The organism is Streptococcus penaeicida, from assembly GCF_002887775.1.
GTDB lineage: Bacteria > Bacillota > Bacilli > Lactobacillales > Streptococcaceae > Streptococcus > Streptococcus penaeicida.
The window spans coordinates 171674-190105 of sequence record NZ_LOCM01000015.1; the positions used below are offsets into that span (position 1 = coordinate 171674).

The 18432-nt window shown below is 36.4% G+C and carries 16 protein-coding genes and 2 pseudogenes; 2 read left to right on the forward strand and 16 right to left on the reverse strand.

The genetic code is table 11. From position 1 onward, the window contains the following. Nucleotides 1–135 precede the first annotated feature (135 nt). The 8 genes and pseudogenes from AT575_RS03760 to AT575_RS03795 form a co-directional block, all read right to left on the reverse strand. Nucleotides 136–1091: pseudogene (locus AT575_RS03760) on the reverse strand (ABC transporter permease). A gap of 1 nt (nt 1092) precedes the next feature. Continuing rightward, entirely contained in the window at nt 1093–2160 is a 1068-nt protein-coding gene (locus AT575_RS03765; protein ID WP_102777217.1) for an ABC transporter permease, read from the reverse strand. Further along, nucleotides 2153–3685 carry an ABC transporter ATP-binding protein gene (locus AT575_RS03770; RefSeq protein ID WP_102777218.1) on the reverse strand — a complete coding sequence of 511 codons (1533 nt, stop codon included), beginning with the start codon at nt 3683–3685 and terminating at the stop codon, nt 2153–2155. Before AT575_RS03770 ends, AT575_RS03765 begins: the two co-directional genes overlap by 8 nt. Nucleotides 3686–3813: 128 nt before the next feature. Continuing rightward, nucleotides 3814–4869, reverse strand: coding sequence for a BMP family lipoprotein (locus AT575_RS03775; protein ID WP_102777219.1), 1056 nt, complete (start codon nt 4867–4869; stop codon nt 3814–3816). A gap of 91 nt (nt 4870–4960) precedes the next feature. Then, nucleotides 4961–5350: a cytidine deaminase gene (locus AT575_RS03780; RefSeq protein ID WP_102777220.1), complete on the reverse strand. Its 390-nt coding sequence runs from the start codon at nt 5348–5350 to the stop codon at nt 4961–4963. Beyond that, complete coding sequence (gene deoC / locus AT575_RS03785) at nt 5337–5999, reverse strand: deoxyribose-phosphate aldolase (RefSeq protein ID WP_102777221.1); 663 nt, start codon at nt 5997–5999, stop codon at nt 5337–5339. Before deoC ends, AT575_RS03780 begins: the two co-directional genes overlap by 14 nt. A 9-nt stretch (nt 6000–6008) precedes the next feature. Then, complete coding sequence (locus AT575_RS03790; RefSeq protein WP_102777222.1) at nt 6009–7286, reverse strand: pyrimidine-nucleoside phosphorylase; 1278 nt, start codon at nt 7284–7286, stop codon at nt 6009–6011. Further along, nucleotides 7283–7873 (reverse strand): class I SAM-dependent methyltransferase, encoded by a 591-nt coding sequence (locus tag AT575_RS03795; protein WP_281254341.1) that lies wholly within the window; start codon nt 7871–7873, stop codon nt 7283–7285. The genes AT575_RS03790 and AT575_RS03795 overlap by 4 nt, the downstream gene beginning before the upstream one ends. Nucleotides 7874–8138: 265 nt before the next feature. Here AT575_RS03795 and coaA point away from each other — a divergent pair, with 265 nt between their 5' ends. Further along, nucleotides 8139–9059 (forward strand): type I pantothenate kinase, encoded by a 921-nt coding sequence (coaA, locus tag AT575_RS03800; RefSeq protein ID WP_102777224.1) that lies wholly within the window; start codon nt 8139–8141, stop codon nt 9057–9059. A gap of 59 nt (nt 9060–9118) precedes the next feature. Further along, nucleotides 9119–9361, forward strand: a complete 243-nt coding sequence (gene rpsT / locus AT575_RS03805; protein ID WP_165778641.1) for a 30S ribosomal protein S20 — start codon at nt 9119–9121, stop codon at nt 9359–9361. A gap of 87 nt (nt 9362–9448) precedes the next feature. Here the strand turns inward: rpsT and AT575_RS03810 are convergent, their stop codons facing one another. The 8 genes and pseudogenes from AT575_RS03810 to pstC all read right to left on the reverse strand — a co-directional run bounded on the left by AT575_RS03810 (nt 9449) and on the right by pstC (nt 18427). Next, the gene (locus tag AT575_RS03810; RefSeq protein ID WP_102777226.1) at nt 9449–10768 is read right to left on the reverse strand and encodes a sensor histidine kinase; all 1320 of its coding nucleotides are present in this window, start codon (nt 10766–10768) and stop codon (nt 9449–9451) included. Beyond that, nucleotides 10761–11435 (reverse strand): response regulator transcription factor, encoded by a 675-nt coding sequence (locus AT575_RS03815; protein WP_102777227.1) that lies wholly within the window; start codon nt 11433–11435, stop codon nt 10761–10763. Before AT575_RS03815 ends, AT575_RS03810 begins: the two co-directional genes overlap by 8 nt. A gap of 293 nt (nt 11436–11728) precedes the next feature. After that, nucleotides 11729–14272 (reverse strand): M1 family metallopeptidase, encoded by a 2544-nt coding sequence (locus AT575_RS03820; protein ID WP_102777228.1) that lies wholly within the window; start codon nt 14270–14272, stop codon nt 11729–11731. 74 nt (nt 14273–14346) lie between these two features. Then, nucleotides 14347–15000, reverse strand: coding sequence for a phosphate signaling complex protein PhoU (gene phoU / locus AT575_RS03825; RefSeq protein WP_102777229.1), 654 nt, complete (start codon nt 14998–15000; stop codon nt 14347–14349). Nucleotides 15001–15027: 27 nt separating this feature from the next. Then, a complete protein-coding gene (gene pstB / locus AT575_RS03830) occupies nt 15028–15786 on the reverse strand; it encodes a phosphate ABC transporter ATP-binding protein PstB (protein ID WP_102777230.1) in 759 nt (252 codons plus the stop codon). 11 nt (nt 15787–15797) lie between these two features. Next, nucleotides 15798–16601: a phosphate ABC transporter ATP-binding protein PstB gene (pstB, locus tag AT575_RS03835; RefSeq protein ID WP_102777231.1), complete on the reverse strand. Its 804-nt coding sequence runs from the start codon at nt 16599–16601 to the stop codon at nt 15798–15800. 14 nt (nt 16602–16615) lie between these two features. Continuing rightward, a complete protein-coding gene (gene pstA, locus AT575_RS03840; protein ID WP_102777232.1) occupies nt 16616–17503 on the reverse strand; it encodes a phosphate ABC transporter permease PstA in 888 nt (295 codons plus the stop codon). Then, a pseudogene (pstC, locus tag AT575_RS03845) lies at nt 17493–18427 on the reverse strand (phosphate ABC transporter permease subunit PstC). The gene pstA and the pseudogene pstC overlap by 11 nt, the downstream one beginning before the upstream one ends. Nucleotides 18428–18432 lie beyond the last annotated feature (5 nt).

The following is an 18432-nucleotide window of genomic DNA, read 5'->3' on the forward strand; positions in this document are numbered from 1 at the left end:
TGATATGAGAAACTCTTACTTTATAATCGAAAAGATTATTTGTCTTCATACAAAGTACTTATGCTCCTGATAATATTTTCATCAGTCAAGTCAGTATATCATCACAGAAGCCAAAAAAGAGCCCTAGGCTCTTTTTTATTTTGATTTGATATAATTGACACCATCTGCTTTTGGCGCGACTGCTTGACCAAAGAAGGCTGCTAGGATGACAATAGTCACTAAGTAAGGTGCAATTTCCAGATATACTGTTGGAATTTTTTCTAAAAGTGGCAACTGAGCACCAATAACTGCTAAACTTTGAGACAAGCCAAAGAATAAACTTGATAACATAGCACCAATTGGATTCCACTTACCAAAAATCATAGCTGCTAGTGAAATGAATCCAGGACCTAGGATTGTCGTAATGGCAAAGTTAACAGAGATAGATTGAGCATAAATGGCTCCGCCCATTCCCCCAAGGAAACCAGAAATCATAACACCATAGTATTTCATCAAGTAAACATTGATCCCTAAGGTATCAGCTGCTTGTGGATGTTCACCGACAGAACGTAGTCGAAGTCCAAAGCGTGTTTTATAGAGGATATACCAACCAAAAATGAAAAGGCAATGGCTAAGTAGCCAATAAGTGTTGTGTTTTTGAAGAAGATTGGACCTAGTACTGGAATATCAGATAAAATTGGAAAATCAAATTTACCAAATGAAGCCTGAATATTATCAGTTTGTCCTTTTCCATATAAAACCTTAACCAAGAAGATGGCCAAAGATGGTGCTAATAAGTTAAGAACGGTACCAGATACAATATGGTCTGCTCGGAAATTAATGGTCGCTACAGCATGGATAAGTGAGAAAATAAGTCCTACTAAACCACCGACTAATACTGCTACCCAAGGTGTTGCTTTTCCTAAGCTTTCAGCAAAGGTTAAGTTGAAAATGATTCCCGAGAAAGCACCAATAACCATGATCCCTTCTAACCCGACATTAACAACTCCGGATCTTTCTGAAAAAGTTCCCCCAATACTAGTGAAAATAAGAGGTGTCGCATAGATGAGCATTGATGATACCATCAATGAAAGAATTGTTACTAATGACATCTTATTTACCTCCTTTCACTGTTGATTTTTTACTTCTAATCATGAAACGTTCAATTAGGTAATGTGCTCCGACGAAGAAGATGATTGATGCAGTTACAATTTTAACCAATTCAGGTGGAATTCCAGCGATATTCATCCCGGGAGCGCCGATATTCAAGACACCAAACAAGAATGATGAGAAGAATATCCCGATAGGGTTATTTGCTGCAAGCAAGCTTACCGCCATACCATCAAAACCAATAGCTAATGAACTTGATTGAACAAAGACATTTTCAAAGGTTCCAAGTCCTTCAACTACACCGCCAAGTCCTGCTAAAGCACCTGAAATAATCATAGATAAGATAATGGTTCTCTTAGAAGAGATACCAGCATACTCACTGGCATGTGGATTCAAACCAACTGAGCGAATTTCAAAACCTAAGGTTGTTTTATTCAGTAAGTACCAAATTAAAACGATTGCTATCAAGGCGAAAAAGATACCAATGTTAAGCCTTGAGTTGTTAGTTAATTCTGATAGCCATGGGCTCTGGTAACTAGCATTCTGACTGACCTGTATCGTTGAATCGATACTTTGTTTAATATTTTTTGCAAATCCTTTTTGGATGACGGCATTACCAACATACAAAATGATGTAGTTCATCATGATGGTAACGATAACTTCACTGGTTCCAAGATAGGCCCTCAAGATACCTGGAATTGCGCCAGCGATTCCCCCAGCAATCATACCAATGATAATAGTAAGGATGATTAAGAGTGGACGAGACATATCTGGATGAGAAAGGGCGAACCATACTGATGAAATCCAGCCCGCTAAGGCTTGTCCTGAAAGTCCAATATTAAAGAAACCAGCGCGACTTGCTACGGTGAAGCCAAGGGCGATAAGAATCAGTGGACCCATTGCTCTTAAAATTTCACCAATATTTTTGACGCTTCCAAAGGCAATTTGAAAGAGCCCTTCATAACCCCAAATAGGATCATATCCAAAGATAAACATGATAATTGCGCCAAGTACAAATCCTAATAGTACGGAAATGACTGGAACAGCAATTTGTTGTGCCTTTTTAGACATTTTCTTCCTCCTTATCAATCGAACCACCAGCCATCAAAATACCTAGCTCTTGTTTATTTGTGGTTTCTGGAGAAACAATCCCCTGAATCTTACCATCATGAATAACGGCAATTCGATCTGATAAATTTAATATTTCATCTAATTCAAAACTAACGACAAGAACCGCTTTGCCTTTATCACGCTCTTCAATCAGACGTTTATGAATGTATTCAATTGCTCCGACATCCAAACCACGTGTTGGCTGACTAACAATTAATAAATCTGGGTCACGATCAACTTCCCTAGCGATAATTGCTTTTTGTTGGTTACCACCTGAAAATCCACGAGCAGGAACTAATTCACTGGCACCACGGACGTCAAATTCAGCCATCAACTTACGGGCGTAATCATTAATTTTATTATAATTTAAGATTCCATTTTTACTTAAGGGCTCTTTATAATAGGTTTGCAAAGCAGTATTTTCCGCTAATGACATGTCTAAAATCAGGCCATCACGGTGTCTGTCTTCAGGTACATGACCAACTGATAATTCAGTAATTTTACGTGATGAATAATGTGTGACATCTTGACCTTTGATAGTAATGGCGCCAGATTTCACTTTACGTAAACCAGTAATGGCTTGAATTAACTCACTTTGACCATTCCCATCAATACCAGCAATCCCAACAATTTCTCCAGCTTTTACATCTAGTGATAAACCTTTAACGGCAGGAACACCACGGTTCTCATCGACAATTAAATCTTTGATAGAAAGGATAACATCTTTAGGAACTGCAGGAATTTTACTGGTTGTAAAGGAAACGGAACGACCAACCATCATTTCTGCTAATTCTTTAGAACTAACACCTGCAACATTTGCTGTTTCAATAGATTTACCACGTCTAATAACAGTAACGCGGTCGGCAACAGCACGAATTTCATCTAATTTGTGTGTGATTAAGACGATTGACTTACCTTCTTTAACCAAATTTTTCATAATCGCCATCAATTCTTGAATTTCTGATGGCGTTAAAACTGCAGTTGGTTCATCAAAAATAAGAATATCGGCCCCACGATATAAGGTTTTTAGGATTTCAACACGCTGTTGAGCACCAACTGAGATATCAGCTACTTTCGCATGAGGGTCAACCGCAAGTCCATATTTATTGGATAATTCAAGAATATCCTTACTAGCTTGTTTTAAATCTAAGCGTCCATTTTTGACAGTTTCATTACCTAGAATAATATTTTCAGCAACGGTAAATGCTTCCACCAACATAAAATGTTGGTGAACCATGCCAATTCCTAAACGAGATGATTTTGAAGGGGAGTCAATTTGAACAGATTGTCCATTAATAATAATCTCTCCTTCAGTCGGTTCTAAAAGACCAGCCAACATATTCATTAATGTTGATTTTCCTGCTCCATTTTCCCCTAACAAGGCATGTATTTCACCTTTTCGAACGTTCAAATTAATATGGTCATTTGCGACAAAATCACCAAACTTTTTTGTAATTTCTTTCATTTCAATGACATGTTGTGTCATAGGATCGCGCTTCCTTTCAATTCACACTTTTATTTCAGTAAAGCCTGCCACTAGTCGCAAGCTTTACTGAGACAAAAATTGTCTCAGTCTAAAAAGAGCGACCGACTAAGGTCGCTCAACATTTAGGATTATTTTTCTGGAACTTTGATGTCACCAGCAATAATTTTATCTTTAGCTTCTTTGATTGCTTTTACAGCATCGTCAGAAAGGTTAGTTGAAGCGATGTCAACACCACCGTCTTTAAGACCATAAACTGTAGTTTTTCCACCTGGGAATTTGTCATCTTCAACAAGTTTATTGATAAGTTGAACCGCTTTACCAACTTGTTTGATTGATGAAGCTAATACAAAATTAGCTTTTTTGCCATCTTTAGAAGTGTAGTTTCCTTCTTCTTTTTGGTCACGGTCTACACCGATAACCCAAACTTTTTCAGATTCAGCTTTTTTCTCATTTTCAGCTTTAGCTTCGTTAAATACACCAGCACCAGTACCACCAGCTGCTTGGTAGATTACGTCTGCGCCACCAGCATATTGTGCTGCAGCGATTGTTTTACCTTTAGCAGCATCAGCAAATGATCCAGCATAATCAACTTTTACTTTGATAGTATCGTCAACTGATTTAACACCAGCAATGAAACCTTTTTCAAAACGAGTGATTACAGTACCTTCCATACCACCGATGAAACCAACAGTTTTAGTTTTAGTTGTTTTAGCTGCTGCAATACCTGCAAGGTAAGCTGCTTCGTGATCAGCAAATGTTACACTTGCAACATTGTCTTGTCCTTCAACAACATCATCAACGATAACATATTTAGTGTCAGCGTTGTCTTTTGCTGCTTTAGAAATTGAATCTTTAAGAGAGAATCCAATTCCGTAGATTACTTTGTAACCATCTGCTACTGCAGTATCCATATTTGTTGCATACTCAGATTCGCTGTTAGATTGGAAGTAGTTGAAACCAGAACCTTTTTTAAGACCGTTTTCTTTACCCCAAGCTTGCATACCTTCCCAAGCTGATTGGTTGAATGATTTATCATCAACACCACCAGTGTCAGTAACCATAGCAACTTTTAAATCTGTTTTTGCATTTTTGCTGTCAGATTTTGAAGGACCACGATGTCCACATGCTGCCAAACTCAATAAAGCTACAGAAGCTAAACTAAGACCAATAAATTTCTTGTTCATGAAAATGAACCCTCCTAAAAATGTTTCTAGCAATCGCTTGCTGAAAAAATATATATAGCCTTATGGCTAAATAACAAAATTTAAAGACAGATTATGATAAATCTGTGAAAGAATATGGAAGTAACTCACCAACAGTTGTCAAACTAGTCGAACCATCTTTTGCAATAAGAGTTACTTTAGCTGTCGGTGCAAAAAATTCTGCCATAACTTGGCGACAGGCACCGCATGGGGAAACTGGCTCATGCGTTTTACCGAAAATGGCAATTTCAGTCAATTCTTTGTAACCTTCCGAAACAGCTTTAAAAATAGCTGTCCTTTCAGCACAATTGGTTAATCCAAAACTAGCATTTTCAATATTACATCCTGTGAAAATTTTGCCTTTACTTGTTAAAATTGCTGCTCCAACAGGAAAGTGAGAATATGGAACGTAAGCATTTTTGCTAGCTTCCATTGCTTCAATTTCAATCTTAGTAGCCACCATTTGCAATTTCTCCGTTGATAATTTTCACACCAGACGAAGTTCCAATTCTTGTAGCGCCTGCCTCAATAAAGGCTAGAGCATCTTCAAGAGATCGAGCGCCACCAGCTGCTTTAACACCAATATCTGGACCAACTGTTTGACGCATTAACTTAACATCAGAGACAGTAGCGCCACCAGTCGAAAAACCAGTTGATGTTTTAACAAAATCTGCGCCAGCATTCACTACTAGAGTACATGCCTTAACTTTTTGTTCATCTGTTAATAAGCATGCTTCAATAATAACTTTAACTAGTTTATCTCCGCTTGCATCAACTACAGCTTTAATATCTTTTTCAACAGTTTCGAAATCACCTTGTTTAAGGGCTCCGATATTGATAACCATATCAATCTCATCTGCACCATTAGCAATGGCATTTTTTGTTTCAAAAGACTTTGTTTCTGAAGTTGTAGCACCAAGAGGGAAGCCTACTACCGTACAAACTTTAACGTCAGTACCTGTTAATTCTTTTGCACAATATGAAACCCAAGAAGGATTTACACAAACGCTTGCAAAATCAAATTCTTTTGCTTCTTGCAATAATTGATCAATTTGATCTTTGACACTATCTGCTTTCAATAATGTATGATCAATGTATTTGTTAATATTCATATTTTTACCTCAAGAAATGATTTCTAAGATCTCTTTAGGAGCGATTGGCTCTACTCCTATTTTAACATTTTTTTCGAATTCTGTAATCACATTTTCAGATAATTCTATGTTAGAATAGATGACTGCAATACGGTCTCCGCTTGTGACTTTGTCTCCTACTTTTTTATCAAAAACAATACCTGTTTCATAATCTAATGAATCAGTTTTGACCGCTCTACCTGCACCTAATTTCATAGCAAACAGACCAAATTCTAAAGCAGGCAATTCGGTAACGAAACCACTTTCCTTGACTAAAATCTCTATCTTATGACTAACATTTGCAGGTCGGTATAGATCCTCCAAATCGCCACCTTGACGTATAATCATTTCCTCAAACTTTTTAAGTGCTTGACCTGACACCAAATGGTCTCTGATGTCATTTAGTGATTTGCTCACACCTGCAAGTTCTAGCATTAACTGTCCTAATTCACAGATAAAATCAGTGACATCAGTTCTCCCTTTCCCTTGCATAATTTGGATTGCTTCTAGTACCTCTAAACGGTTACCGATAGCTTGTCCGACAGGTTGACTCATATTTGTGATAACAGCTACTGTTTTTCGACCGACTTCTTTACCTAGGTCAACCATGAGACGTGATAATTTTTCAGCATCCTCAAGGGTTTTCATAAAAGCACCATCACCGACAGTAACATCCAATAAAATACTATCAGCTCCAGCAGCAATTTTTTTACTCATCACTGAACTAGCTATTAATGGAATAATATCAACTGTTGCAGTGACATCACGAAGGCCATATAAAAGTTTATCAGCCTTAACCAATTGATCTGATTGACCAATAACTGACAATCCAATATCTTGGACTTGTTTAATAAAATCTTCCTGGCTAATGTTGATATTATATCCTTTTATAGATTCTAATTTATCAAGTGTTCCACCAGTATGGCCTAATCCACGACCACTCATTTTGGCAACAGGCACACCAAAGCTAGCTACTAATGGTACCAGGATTAAAGTGACCTTATCACCCACGCCACCTGTTGAGTGTTTGTCTGTTTTCACTCCTGAAATAGCTGACAAATCAATTTGTTCGCCAGTTGCGACCATGCTCATGGTTAAATCTCTGGTTTCGCGAGTTGACATTCCTTTAAAATAAACTGCCATAGCGAAAGCAGACATTTGATAGTCGGGAACATCACCTTTAGCATAGTTTGAAATTAACCATTCTATCTCTTGAGTTGACAATTCCTTGCCATCTCTTTTTTTCTGAATTAAATCTACGGCTCTCATGCTTTAACACTCCTTAAAATATAATAGCCTTTATCTTTTTTTAGTATTTCCACATTACCAAAAATGCTTTCCATTTTTTCTTTAGCACTCGGCGCCCCTTGTTTTTTTTGAATAACAATTGTCAGGTCACCATTTTCATTCAGAAAATCATAAGCCTTTTCAATAATTTCGTGAACAACTTTTTTTCCAGCCCTAATAGGAGGATTGCTAATGATATGGTCAAAAGAACCATTCACTTGTTCATAAATATTAGATTGATAGATTGTGACATTGACATTATTTTTAATAGCATTCTTTTTTGCTAATTCAATAGCACGATTATTGATGTCAATTAAAGTTGCTTCAAGACCTTGGGCTTTAGCCAAACTAATGCCTAGTGGACCATAACCACAGCCAACATCAAGTAACTTTTCTCCTTTTTTAAATGATAGTGTAGAGAGCAAGACTTGACTACCAAAATCTATCATTTTTTTTGAAAAAACACCAGAATCAGAATAAAAAATAAAAGATTGATCCAAAAGGACCACTTTTAATTCATGGATGTCATGTTGACTATCTGGATTTTCATCGTAATACATTTTACTCATAGCGTTTCCTATCCATTTTAGATGCTTATACATTCTAACATACTTTGAAATGGTTTACAAGACGCTTGATTTTCAAGCTTTCGCTTATAATCGTTCGTTAAAAGCGAACATTGAGATTTATAATTATTAAAGATTTATGAATAACTGAATGTAGCGCTTACATGCTTGCTAAATATGTGATTTTTCCAAATAATAGTTGAAAATTTTTTTAATTTTTTTTTCAACATGATATAATAAGCCTATTGTCACTCAAATAGGAGATCATATGACTAACGAATTTATCAATTTTATCAAAATGTCTCGAGAATCATGGAAATTGCTCCATCAAAAATCGCGTCCCTTATTAACTGAAGATGAACTAGAAACCATTAAAAGTTTGAACGATAATATCAATATTAATGATGTTATTGAAGTCTACCTACCATTACTAAATCTGATTCAAATCTATAAAATCAATCAAGAGAATCTATCTTTCTCAAAGAGTCTTTTTTTGAAAAAAGATGCTCACTATAGACCGTTTATCATCGGAATATCTGGCTCAGTGGCTGTCGGCAAATCGACAACAAGTCGCCTACTACAACTGCTTCTATCCAGAACATTCAAATCTAGCAAGGTAGAATTAGTTACGACAGATGGATTTCTTTACCCAAATGATTATTTGACAGAACATGGCATCTTAAATCGCAAAGGTTTTCCTGAGTCATATAATATGGAACTCCTTCTCAACTTCCTAGATGCTATGAAAAATGGAGTGACCACTGAAGTCCCAGTTTACTCTCACGAGACTTACGATATTTTACCAGATACAAAACAGACAATTGAAAGTCCTGACTTTTTAATCGTTGAAGGGATCAATGTTTTCCAAAATCAACAAAATGATCGCCTATATATGAATGATTACTTCGATTTTTCAATCTATATTGATGCCGACAGTAAACATATTGAAAATTGGTACATTGAACGCTTTGAAAGTATTCTTGATCTAGCAAAAGATGATGAGACCAGTTTTTATACAGAATATGCTGCTATGCCACGCGATGAAGCCGTTACTTTTGCAAAAGATGTTTGGAAGACCATTAACTTAGTCAACTTAGAAAATTATATTGAACCAACACGTAACCGGGCTCAAATCATCCTTCACAAGGCATCTGATCATAAAATTGACGAAATTTTTATCAAAAAATGAATATGACTTGCCAAACAAACATTATTTCTATATAATAGTGTAGTTAGATTAATACGGAGGTGAAAACATTGGCAAATATTAAATCAGCTATCAAACGTGCAGAATTAAACGTTAAAGCAAACGAAAAAAATTCAGCACAAAAATCAGCTATGCGTACTGCTATCAAAGCATTTGAAGCTAACCCAACTGAAGAGCTTTACCGCGCTGCTTCTTCAAGCATCGACAAAGCAGAATCAAAAGGTTTGATTCACGCTAACAAAGCTAGCCGCGATAAAGCACGTCTTGCTGCAAAACTTGGCTAATAAATATCCAATGAAAACTCCACCAGGAGTTTTTTTCTTTTGAACAAACACCAAAAAGCCAGGAAGTATTCACTTTCTGGCTTCTTTTTAGTTTATTGGCAATTTTACTTCAAATACTGTTCCTTTAGGATGATTGTCCTTAACTTGAATACTCCCTTTTAATGCATTAACAATTTGTTGTGCTAAAGCGAGGCCGAGACCAAATCCCCCACTACTACGAGTTCTAGCTTTATCAACCCTATAAAAACGGTCAAATATTTTCTTTTTATCAGAATCTTTAATACCCGGTCCATTGTCCTCAACTCTTAGCGTTAGATAACGATCCTTGCTAGTAATCGACATTCTAATCTTGCCGTCATCATCAGTATATTTGATGGCATTGTCAAAAAGAATAGTCATGACCTGCTTCATCAAAGACTTGTCCATTTTGAAAGGCTTTGTAATAGCGTTATTAGCTTCAAAACCTTTACCATATTCTTCGGCGATTAACTGGTAATTCTCAAAAATAGCGTCGAAAAAGGGGCGTCCTACTAGTTCCAATTCTGGTTTAATGCCATCATCCCGACGGGCTAAATTAAGCAAATTCGTCGTCAGAAGTCTCATGTTACGAACTTCATCTAAGCTAGACGCAATGGCTTCGCTATTATCAAGAATACTTTCATTGGGCTTACGGAAAAGAGATTCTAAGCGATTTTGAAGTACTGCCAGAGGCGTCCTTAATTCATGACTAGCATTCTCAACAAACATCTTCTGCTTTTCATAACTTTCAAGAATAGGTTTGCTACTCCAATTAGCCAGGTAAATACTTGCTAAAATTGAAATCAGCCAGAAAGTGGCCATAACCACAATAATAATAGTTTCATAACGCTCACTCGTTTTTTCAGACTGTTCTACATTAACAACAGCCATTAAATAAGCAACCGCGGGATAGTTGTTCGAATTAACCCTAACTGTAATGGTATGAAATTTTTCTTCATGGCCATAGTAATTGACTAAACGACGAGTCTTAATTTCATTTAAATCACTACGCTTAAAGGAAAAATTATGAAAGTTTGAGAGCGCATCGAATGTATTAATAACCGTTCCATTTGAACTGAACAAAATGATGTCAGTATTAGCGACTGGTTGATCCCCACCTTTACTTTTAAGATCATCAAAATTAGTTTTGATATTAAGGTCTTGACTGTAGAAATAAAAGGAAGAAATCCGTTCCATCGTTCGATCTGCATAAGTAGTTGCATTGTTAGCAACCGAAGTTAAACTTGAATCGACAGAAGAGTAGACCCCGACTTTCATAATTTGTAAAATGATAATCGTCATAACCACGAAAATTCCAGTGAAAACAGCAAAGAAATGGAAAAATCGGTCAAAGTTATCAGATTTAAGAATCGCTTTATATTTAGTCATTTGTCTTTAGAATATAGCCAACACTTCTAAGTGTTTGTAAACGAGCAGCAAAATCGGTTGTTTTTAATTTTTTACGAATTTTAGAAACATAAACCTCGACTACAGAAATTGTTGTATCACTATCAAAACCCCAAATGCGATCAAAAATTTGTGATTTGGGTAGAATAACATTCTGATTTTGCAACAAATAAATCAACAAATCATACTCTTTCCCCAGTAATTCGACGCTCTTATTGTTGACCATAACGGCATTACGGTCTAAATCAACCGTTAAATCACCATAAGTGATAAGATGTTGGTTGAATTTGCCAGTTCGCTTCAATAGGGCTTGGATGCGCATTTTTAATTCTTCCAAATAAAAAGGTTTAGTCAAATAATCATCAGCTCCAAGTTCAAAACCATGTCCCTTGTCATCCAAACCTTCTTTAGCAGTCATGATGAGGACAGGTGTTTTAATATCTTTTTCTCGCAATTCTTTAAGTACTTGGAAACCATTTTTTTCAGGAAGCATTAAATCTAATAAAATCAAATCATAGACGCCACTCTCAGCTTCAAATAAGCCTTCATCTCCATCAAAAACCTGCATCACATCAGCAAAATCATCCAAAAAATCAAAAATGGAATTTGATAAACTAAGATCATCTTCTACAAGTAATATTTTTATCATCGTAACTCCTATAACTTTACAAGTCTTCCAAAGCATTATTATTACTATAAATCATACCATATTTGCCTTAACTTTTTCTAAAAATAGTCCGTAAAAGCTAGAATATGAGAAAAATTGATCCCCCACCCAATAGTTTGGATAGCATTTAGCTCCGCTTGGTAATGTACATATGAAGTTATCAATTGACTAGCAGATAGAATAAGCATTGATTGACACTAGATACTCCACCAAAAAGAGGTTGACCCATTTGGTAATCAACCTCTCTATTCTTAATCCTTTAGAATCAACCTTTTTTAAACAGACTTGTCTTTTAAAGCATTTGAAACAGCTTCTTTTTGATTAGCCATTAAGGTCACACGAGCAGCAATTTCATTGATACCCATTTTAATATTACGGCTAATAGCCATATCATCTAGTTTAGGTTCAAAGAAAGCTTTATATTCATCTAAACGTATTTGGGTTTTGAAGATATTTGCAGGGTAGATAACAAACTTATCAAAGCTCATATCACCACCTAAGGCAGCTTTTATCCATTCCCAATCGCTACGCCCCCACTCCCAAACTTTCTCTTGACTAAAGTCTTGAGAGAGAAGGAAATTATACCACATGGATAAATCTTGTGGTTTGACAATGGCTTTATCTTTAAGACTAACAAGAATTCTTCCTAAAGCTTTTTGACTATGAGTTCTAGCCATAGCTAAAGCAAGGTCAACACGAATATTATTATCGTTAGTAGCAATGTAGGTGTCAAAGTATTGATCAAGCAAGTCTTCTGTTTCAAAATGTTTCATTTCGTTTACGAGGACAAAACGACGAGTTGCTGCTGGTAATTTGCTGATATCATCTGCGTATTTGCCAAAAACGTCATGAGCTTTATCGATAACTGGTTGGTAACCAGTTGTCACTAAATTACCTAAAGCAATTTGCCGTACCATTTCTGCTTCATCAGATTCATCAGCTTTTTTATCGAAACCATGTAATTCATAATCTGCTTGGAAAATCTCTTTTACCAACTGATTATAGGCTGCTTCCTCTGTAGTATCTTCGTCAACAAAACGGTTGAGTCCAACAAGAACCTGATTGATAGCTGAGGCAACCATAAAGGATTTAGCATCTTTAAGTGAAGCAATTAATGGTACAAGTTCAGAGTATGAAATCAATTGACTCTCAGCTAATAGGCGACGTTCTTGAATAATTTGCAGTAAACTTGTTTGATCAAGGAAATTTAAGTGCTCCTGAATATCTTGGAATAATTGCCCCTTATAATTAGAGATATAATGAGCTGTATTCTCTGTGTTAAGACGTAAAGGTCCTTGATTTGCTTGAGCAAGTTGACTAAAATTTGGAATGACAATTTCTTTTTTTGTGAGTGTTTCTGGTAAACCAGTCCAACTCGCATTTAAAGGAATTGGCCAAATGCGGTCACTTTCTTCATGTTCACCGATGAAGAATTGATTTTGACTGATGTGTAAGTTATCTCCCTCAACTGAAAGCGTCACAACAGGATAGCCAGGTTGCTCTAACCATGCATCCATAAAGGCAGCAACATCTTTGCCAGAAGTTTGACCAAGAGCATCCCATAAATCACGACCAATTGTGTTACCATATTGGTGTTTTTCAAAGTAAAGTCCTAAGCCTTTAGCAAAATCAGCATCACCAATCCATCGTCTTAACATGTGCATAAGACGACTACCTTTAGCATAGACGATCGCTGGATCAAACAATGTGTTAATTTCATCAGGGTGGTTAACATCTACGTGAACAGATTGAACACCATCAGTAGCATCACGTTTTAAAGCTAGAGGTACACCAGTTGTCTGGAAGTCTTCAAAGATTTTCCAAGATGGTTCAACAGCATCAACTGATACATATTCCATCATATTAGCAAAACTTTCATTCAACCAGAGGTCATCCCACCATTTCATGGTTACCAAGTTACCAAACCATTGGTGGGCTAACTCATGGGCTACTACTAAGGCAACTTGTTGACGGCTTGCTGCGGTAGAATTTTTATCAACTAAGAGATAAATTTCACGGTAAGTGATTAAGCCCCAGTTTTCCATGGCACCAGCTGAAAAGTCTGGTAAGGCAAGGTTGTAAGATTGAGGAATTGGGTATTTAACACCAAAGTAATCTTCATAAAAATCAATGACACGGACTGCGATATCCAAGGCAAATTCTAAAGAGCTACTCGGATGGGCTAATGTGGCAAAAATACCAACCTCAGTACCATTTTTTGATTTTGCTGTTAAGCCCTGCAATTCCCCTAAGCCAAATGCAAGAAGATATGAAGACATTTTAGGAGTTGTATCAAAAATCCAAAGTCCTGTCTCTTTACGAAGGTCAACATTGATTTCTGGCATGTTGGAAAGGACAATTTCGCCTTCTTGTTGGTCAAACTTAATGCTTAAATCGAAAGTTGCTTTTGCTTGCGGCTCATCAATACACGGGAAGGCTTCGCGAGCAAAGTGGCTTTCAAATTGAGTCGAAATAACCTCTTTTTGTTGGCCATCAATGGTGTAATATGATGGATAAATCCCAGTCATGTTATCTGTGATTTTACCTGAGAATTCAATGACTAAAGTCATAAGTCCAGTTACTGGTAAATCAACTTCTACAGTCTCGTTGTCATGGTTAGTCTGGAATGAGATGGCCTCATTGTCTAATAATACAGAATGGATTTCCAAGTCTTTTTGATGAAAAGCGACGTGATGATCCAAAGCCTCACCGTTAATGGCAACGTTACCTGAAAAAGTCTTGTTTTGACGGTTTATATCTAAAAAGATATTGTAATTTTCCGGAACAAATTTCTCAACCAGATGTTCTACTGTCTTCATAAATCTCCTTTGTTAATATCAAGAAAAATAGTGATTAGAAAAAAACTTTCTAACCACTATTATATCATATTTGATTATAATTCAATAATCTTTCCTGTCTTGAGATAAACAATCCATTCGCAAAGATTACGGGCATAATCACCGATACGTTCTAAGTACATTAAAACTTGGAAGTACTCTTTACCAGCAAAAGCTGCATCTGGAGTTTTCTTAATTTCTTCAACGGCTAATGCTTGAATTTCACGATAGAAATTATCAATCACTTCATCATGAGCAGCAATTTCATAAGCCTTAGCTTCATCATGATTGATATAGGCATTCAATGCATCTTCAACCATGTGTTTTACGGCTTTCCCCATTAAGTTGATTTGTTCTTCAACAACAGGAATGCGTTCTTCACCCTTCATACGGATGGTAGCTTTTGAGATTGATGAAGCGTGGTCACCAATCCGTTCGATATCACTTGAAGCTTTCAAAACAGTAATAACAGTTCTTAAGTCATTTGATACAGGCTGTTGTAAAGCAATAATTTCTAACGATTTTTTTTCTAATTTTGTTTCAAATTCGTTGATAACAACATCTTCTTCAATTACTTCTTTAGCTAAATCTCTGTCATGACTGACAAAAGCTCTAACCGATTTATTCAATTGAGCCAATACTTCAGTCCCCATAGAATAGAATTGGTTATGTAATTTATCTAATTCTTCTTCAAACTTAGTTCTTAACATCGTTTCTCCTTATAACTATTGGTTTTATTAACCAAACTTACCAGAAATATAATCTTCTGTTTCCTTACGTTCAGGATTCATAAACATTTTCTTAGTGTTACCAAACTCTAATAAATCACCAGCTAAGAAGAAGCCCGTACGGTCAGATAAACGTGAAGCTTGTTGCATTGAACGTGTAACAACTACCATTGTGTAGTCTTTCTTTAAGGCAAATAACGTTTCTTCGATTTTACCAGCAGAAATTGGGTCCAAGGCTGACGTTGGCTCATCTAATAAAATGATTTGCGGACTTGTTGCAAGTACTCTGGCTACGCAGACACGTTGTTGCTGCCCACCAGATAGACCTAAGGCAGAATCATGAAGACGGTCCTTGACCTCATCCCAGATTGATGCTCCTTTTAGGGAAGATTCAACAGCCTGATCTAAAACTTGTTTATCCTTAATTCCCTTGATTCTTAAACCAAATACAACGTTTTCATAAATTGACATTGGAAATGGATTAGGTTGTTGGAAAACCATTCCAATTTCTTTACGAAGATCAACGGTATCTGTTCTTGGGCTGTAAATGTTATGGCCATTATAAGTAATTGAACCCGTGATAGTTACTTCTGGATTTAAATCACTCATCCGATTAATAGCTCTTAATAAAGTTGATTTACCTGATCCTGAAGGACCAATGAAAGAGGTAATCTCTTTTGGGTAAATATCAAGCGTCACATTTTTCAAGGTCTTCTTTTTATTGTAGTAAACAGAAAGATCTCTAACTTGTAATATAGGTTCTGTCATGATATTCCCTTCTATCCGAAATGACCTGAAACGTAATCGTTTGTTGATTTACATTGTGCATTTTGGAAAATATTTCTTGTTTTATCGTACTCGATTAAATCGCCTAAATAGAAGAAAGCAGTATAATCACTAGCACGTGCTGCTTGTTGCATATTATGGGTAACAATAATAATGGTATAGTTTTTCTTTAGCTCAAACATGGTTTCTTCTAATTGCATGGTTGCAATTGGGTCCAAAGCTGACGCAGGTTCGTCCATCAACAAAATGTCTGGTTTAACAGAGATAGCACGTGCAATACACAAGCGTTGTTGTTGCCCTCCTGAGAGAGTAAAGGCTGATTTATGAAGGTCATCTTTTACTTGGTCCCAAAGAGCTGCTTGTTTAAGTGATGTTTCAACAATTTCATCTAATACATTCTTATCTTTAACTCCTGCACGTTCATGGGCAAAAGTGATATTACGATAAATTGATTTTGCAAATGGATTCGGTCTTTGGAAAACCATACCGATATGTTTTCTAACTTCAAAAACATTCATTTCTGGTCGATTGATATCGATTCCATGATACATAATTTGACCAGTTACTTTAGCAATGTCAATAGTATCATTCATACGGTTTAAACTTCTTAAATAAGTCGATTTCCCACAACCAGAAGGGCCGATTAAGGCCGTTATTTTATTTTTTTCGAACTGCATATCAATCCCTTTGATAGCTTCGTTACCACCATAGTAAACGTGTAAGTCCTTGGTTGATAACGCTAGGTTATCTTCAGGGAAAGTCATGATATGACGTTCATCCCAATTATATTCTGTCATATGTTCTCCTATACTTATTTAGCAGCTGTCAATCGTGAATGTAATTTCTTACCAATAAAACGAGCTGATAAGTTGAAAATTAGAATAAAGATTAATAATACGGCTGCACTTCCTGCAGATACTAGAGTACCATCTGGAATTGTTCCCTCACTATTAACTTTCCATATATGAACCGCTAAGGTCTCAGATTGACGGAAAATAGAGATTGGACTAGTTACACTTAGTGGATTCCAGTTGCTCCAGTCAAGAGCAGGCGCTGATTGACCAGCAGTATAAATTAATGCTGCTGCTTCACCGAAAATACGACCAGAAGCTAAGACAATCCCTGTAACGATACTTGGAAGAGCTTCAGGAATAACAACATGGAAAACAGTTTCCCATCTTGAAAGTCCAAGAGCAAGTCCTGCTTCCCTTTGAGTATGGTGAACATGCAAGAGACTGTCTTCAACATTACGAGTCATCTGTGGGAGATTAAATACCGTTAAGGCTAAAGCTCCGGAGATGATTGAAAAGCCATATTGAAATTGTACAACGAAAATTAAATAACCGAATAAACCAACAACTACTGATGGTAAAGAAGATAGAATCTCAATACAAGTACGGATGAAGTTAGTAAGTGGTCCTTTTTTAGCATATTCTGCTAAATAAATTCCAGCTCCTGTTGAAAGTGGAATTGAAATGATCAATGTTACCACTAAGAGGAAGAAAGAATTGTAAAGTTGGATTCCAATACCACCACCAGCTTCATAAGAAGATGAGTTACCAGTAAGGAAATGCCAACTAATGTGTGGAAGTCCACGTAAAAGAATGAAAAGAATTAATGAAGCTAGAATAGCTACAATAATTCCAGCAATGGTATACAGAATACCTGTTGCTAATTTATCGACTTTCTTAGCGTTCATAGTTTCTCTTTCTCTCTTTCGTAATTAATTTAACCAATGAGTTAAAGGCTAAACTCATTAATAATAATACTAGGGCTAATGACCAAAGAACGTTATTTTGAACAGTTCCCATAACGGTATTACCGATACCCATTGTTAAAACTGATGTTAACGTTGCTGCTGGTGTTGTTAATGAAGTTGGCATAACGGCAGAATTACCAACGACCATCTGAATCGCAAGGCTTCACCAAAGGCTCTAGCCATACCAAAGATAATGGCTGTAAAAATTCCTGGACGAGCTGCATTTAAGACAACACGCCAAATGGTTTGCCATCTTGTAGCTCCCATGGCCATGCTTGCTTCACGATAATGTCTTGGAACAGCTTTAAGACTATCAACAGTCATAAAGGTTACAGTAGGCAAAATCATAACAAAGAGGACACAAACCCCTGACAATATACCAAACCCAGTTCCACCAAAAATGCTACGCATGAAAGGTACGATAATTTGAAGACCGATAAATCCATAAACTACTGATGGAATACCGACAAGCAATTCGACAGCTGGCTGCAACAATTTAGCACCATATTTTGGTGAAATTTCTGTCATAAAGACAGCTGCTCCAATGGCAAAAGGAGTTGCTATTAAGGCTGATAAAATGGTAACCATAAATGAACCACTAATCATCGGTAAGGCACCAAGAATTGGAATACCATTTTTATCTTTAATACTTGGTTCCCATTTGCGACCAAATAGAAAGTCGAAAATATTCACTTTATCAACAAAGAAAGTTGATAGACCTTTTTGTGCAACAAAAATAAGAATCATTGCAACAATAAATACAATTAGTCCCAAACACAAGAAGGTAAGTGTTTTACCAAATTTCTCCAAACGTGAATTTTTAGAAGGTGAGACTAAGTTTTTAGCTAAATCCTGATTATTCATAATTC

Excerpts from the sequence above, each read along its gene's own strand:
- pstA (WP_102777232.1), bottom strand. The coding sequence starts at position 17,503 with ATGAACGCTAAGAAAGTCGATAAATTAGCAACAGGTATTCTGTATACC.
- AT575_RS03775 (WP_102777219.1), bottom strand. The coding sequence starts at position 4,869 with ATGAACAAGAAATTTATTGGTCTTAGTTTAGCTTCTGTAGCTTTATTG.
- AT575_RS03815 (WP_102777227.1), bottom strand. The coding sequence starts at position 11,435 with ATGATAAAAATATTACTTGTAGAAGATGATCTTAGTTTATCAAATTCC.
- AT575_RS03780 (WP_102777220.1), bottom strand. The coding sequence starts at position 5,350 with ATGGTGGCTACTAAGATTGAAATTGAAGCAATGGAAGCTAGCAAAAAT.
- deoC (WP_102777221.1), bottom strand. The coding sequence starts at position 5,999 with ATGAATATTAACAAATACATTGATCATACATTATTGAAAGCAGATAGT.
- AT575_RS03770 (WP_102777218.1), bottom strand. The coding sequence starts at position 3,685 with ATGACACAACATGTCATTGAAATGAAAGAAATTACAAAAAAGTTTGGT.
- AT575_RS03810 (WP_102777226.1), bottom strand. The coding sequence starts at position 10,768 with ATGACTAAATATAAAGCGATTCTTAAATCTGATAACTTTGACCGATTT.
- coaA (WP_102777224.1), top strand. The coding sequence starts at position 8,139 with ATGACTAACGAATTTATCAATTTTATCAAAATGTCTCGAGAATCATGG.
- AT575_RS03820 (WP_102777228.1), bottom strand. The coding sequence starts at position 14,272 with ATGAAGACAGTAGAACATCTGGTTGAGAAATTTGTTCCGGAAAATTAC.
- phoU (WP_102777229.1), bottom strand. The coding sequence starts at position 15,000 with ATGTTAAGAACTAAGTTTGAAGAAGAATTAGATAAATTACATAACCAA.
- pstB (WP_102777230.1), bottom strand. The coding sequence starts at position 15,786 with ATGACAGAACCTATATTACAAGTTAGAGATCTTTCTGTTTACTACAAT.
- AT575_RS03790 (WP_102777222.1), bottom strand. The coding sequence starts at position 7,286 with ATGAGAGCCGTAGATTTAATTCAGAAAAAAAGAGATGGCAAGGAATTG.
- pstB (WP_102777231.1), bottom strand. The coding sequence starts at position 16,601 with ATGACAGAATATAATTGGGATGAACGTCATATCATGACTTTCCCTGAA.
- AT575_RS03795 (WP_281254341.1), bottom strand. The coding sequence starts at position 7,873 with ATGAGTAAAATGTATTACGATGAAAATCCAGATAGTCAACATGACATC.
- AT575_RS03765 (WP_102777217.1), bottom strand. The coding sequence starts at position 2,160 with ATGTCTAAAAAGGCACAACAAATTGCTGTTCCAGTCATTTCCGTACTA.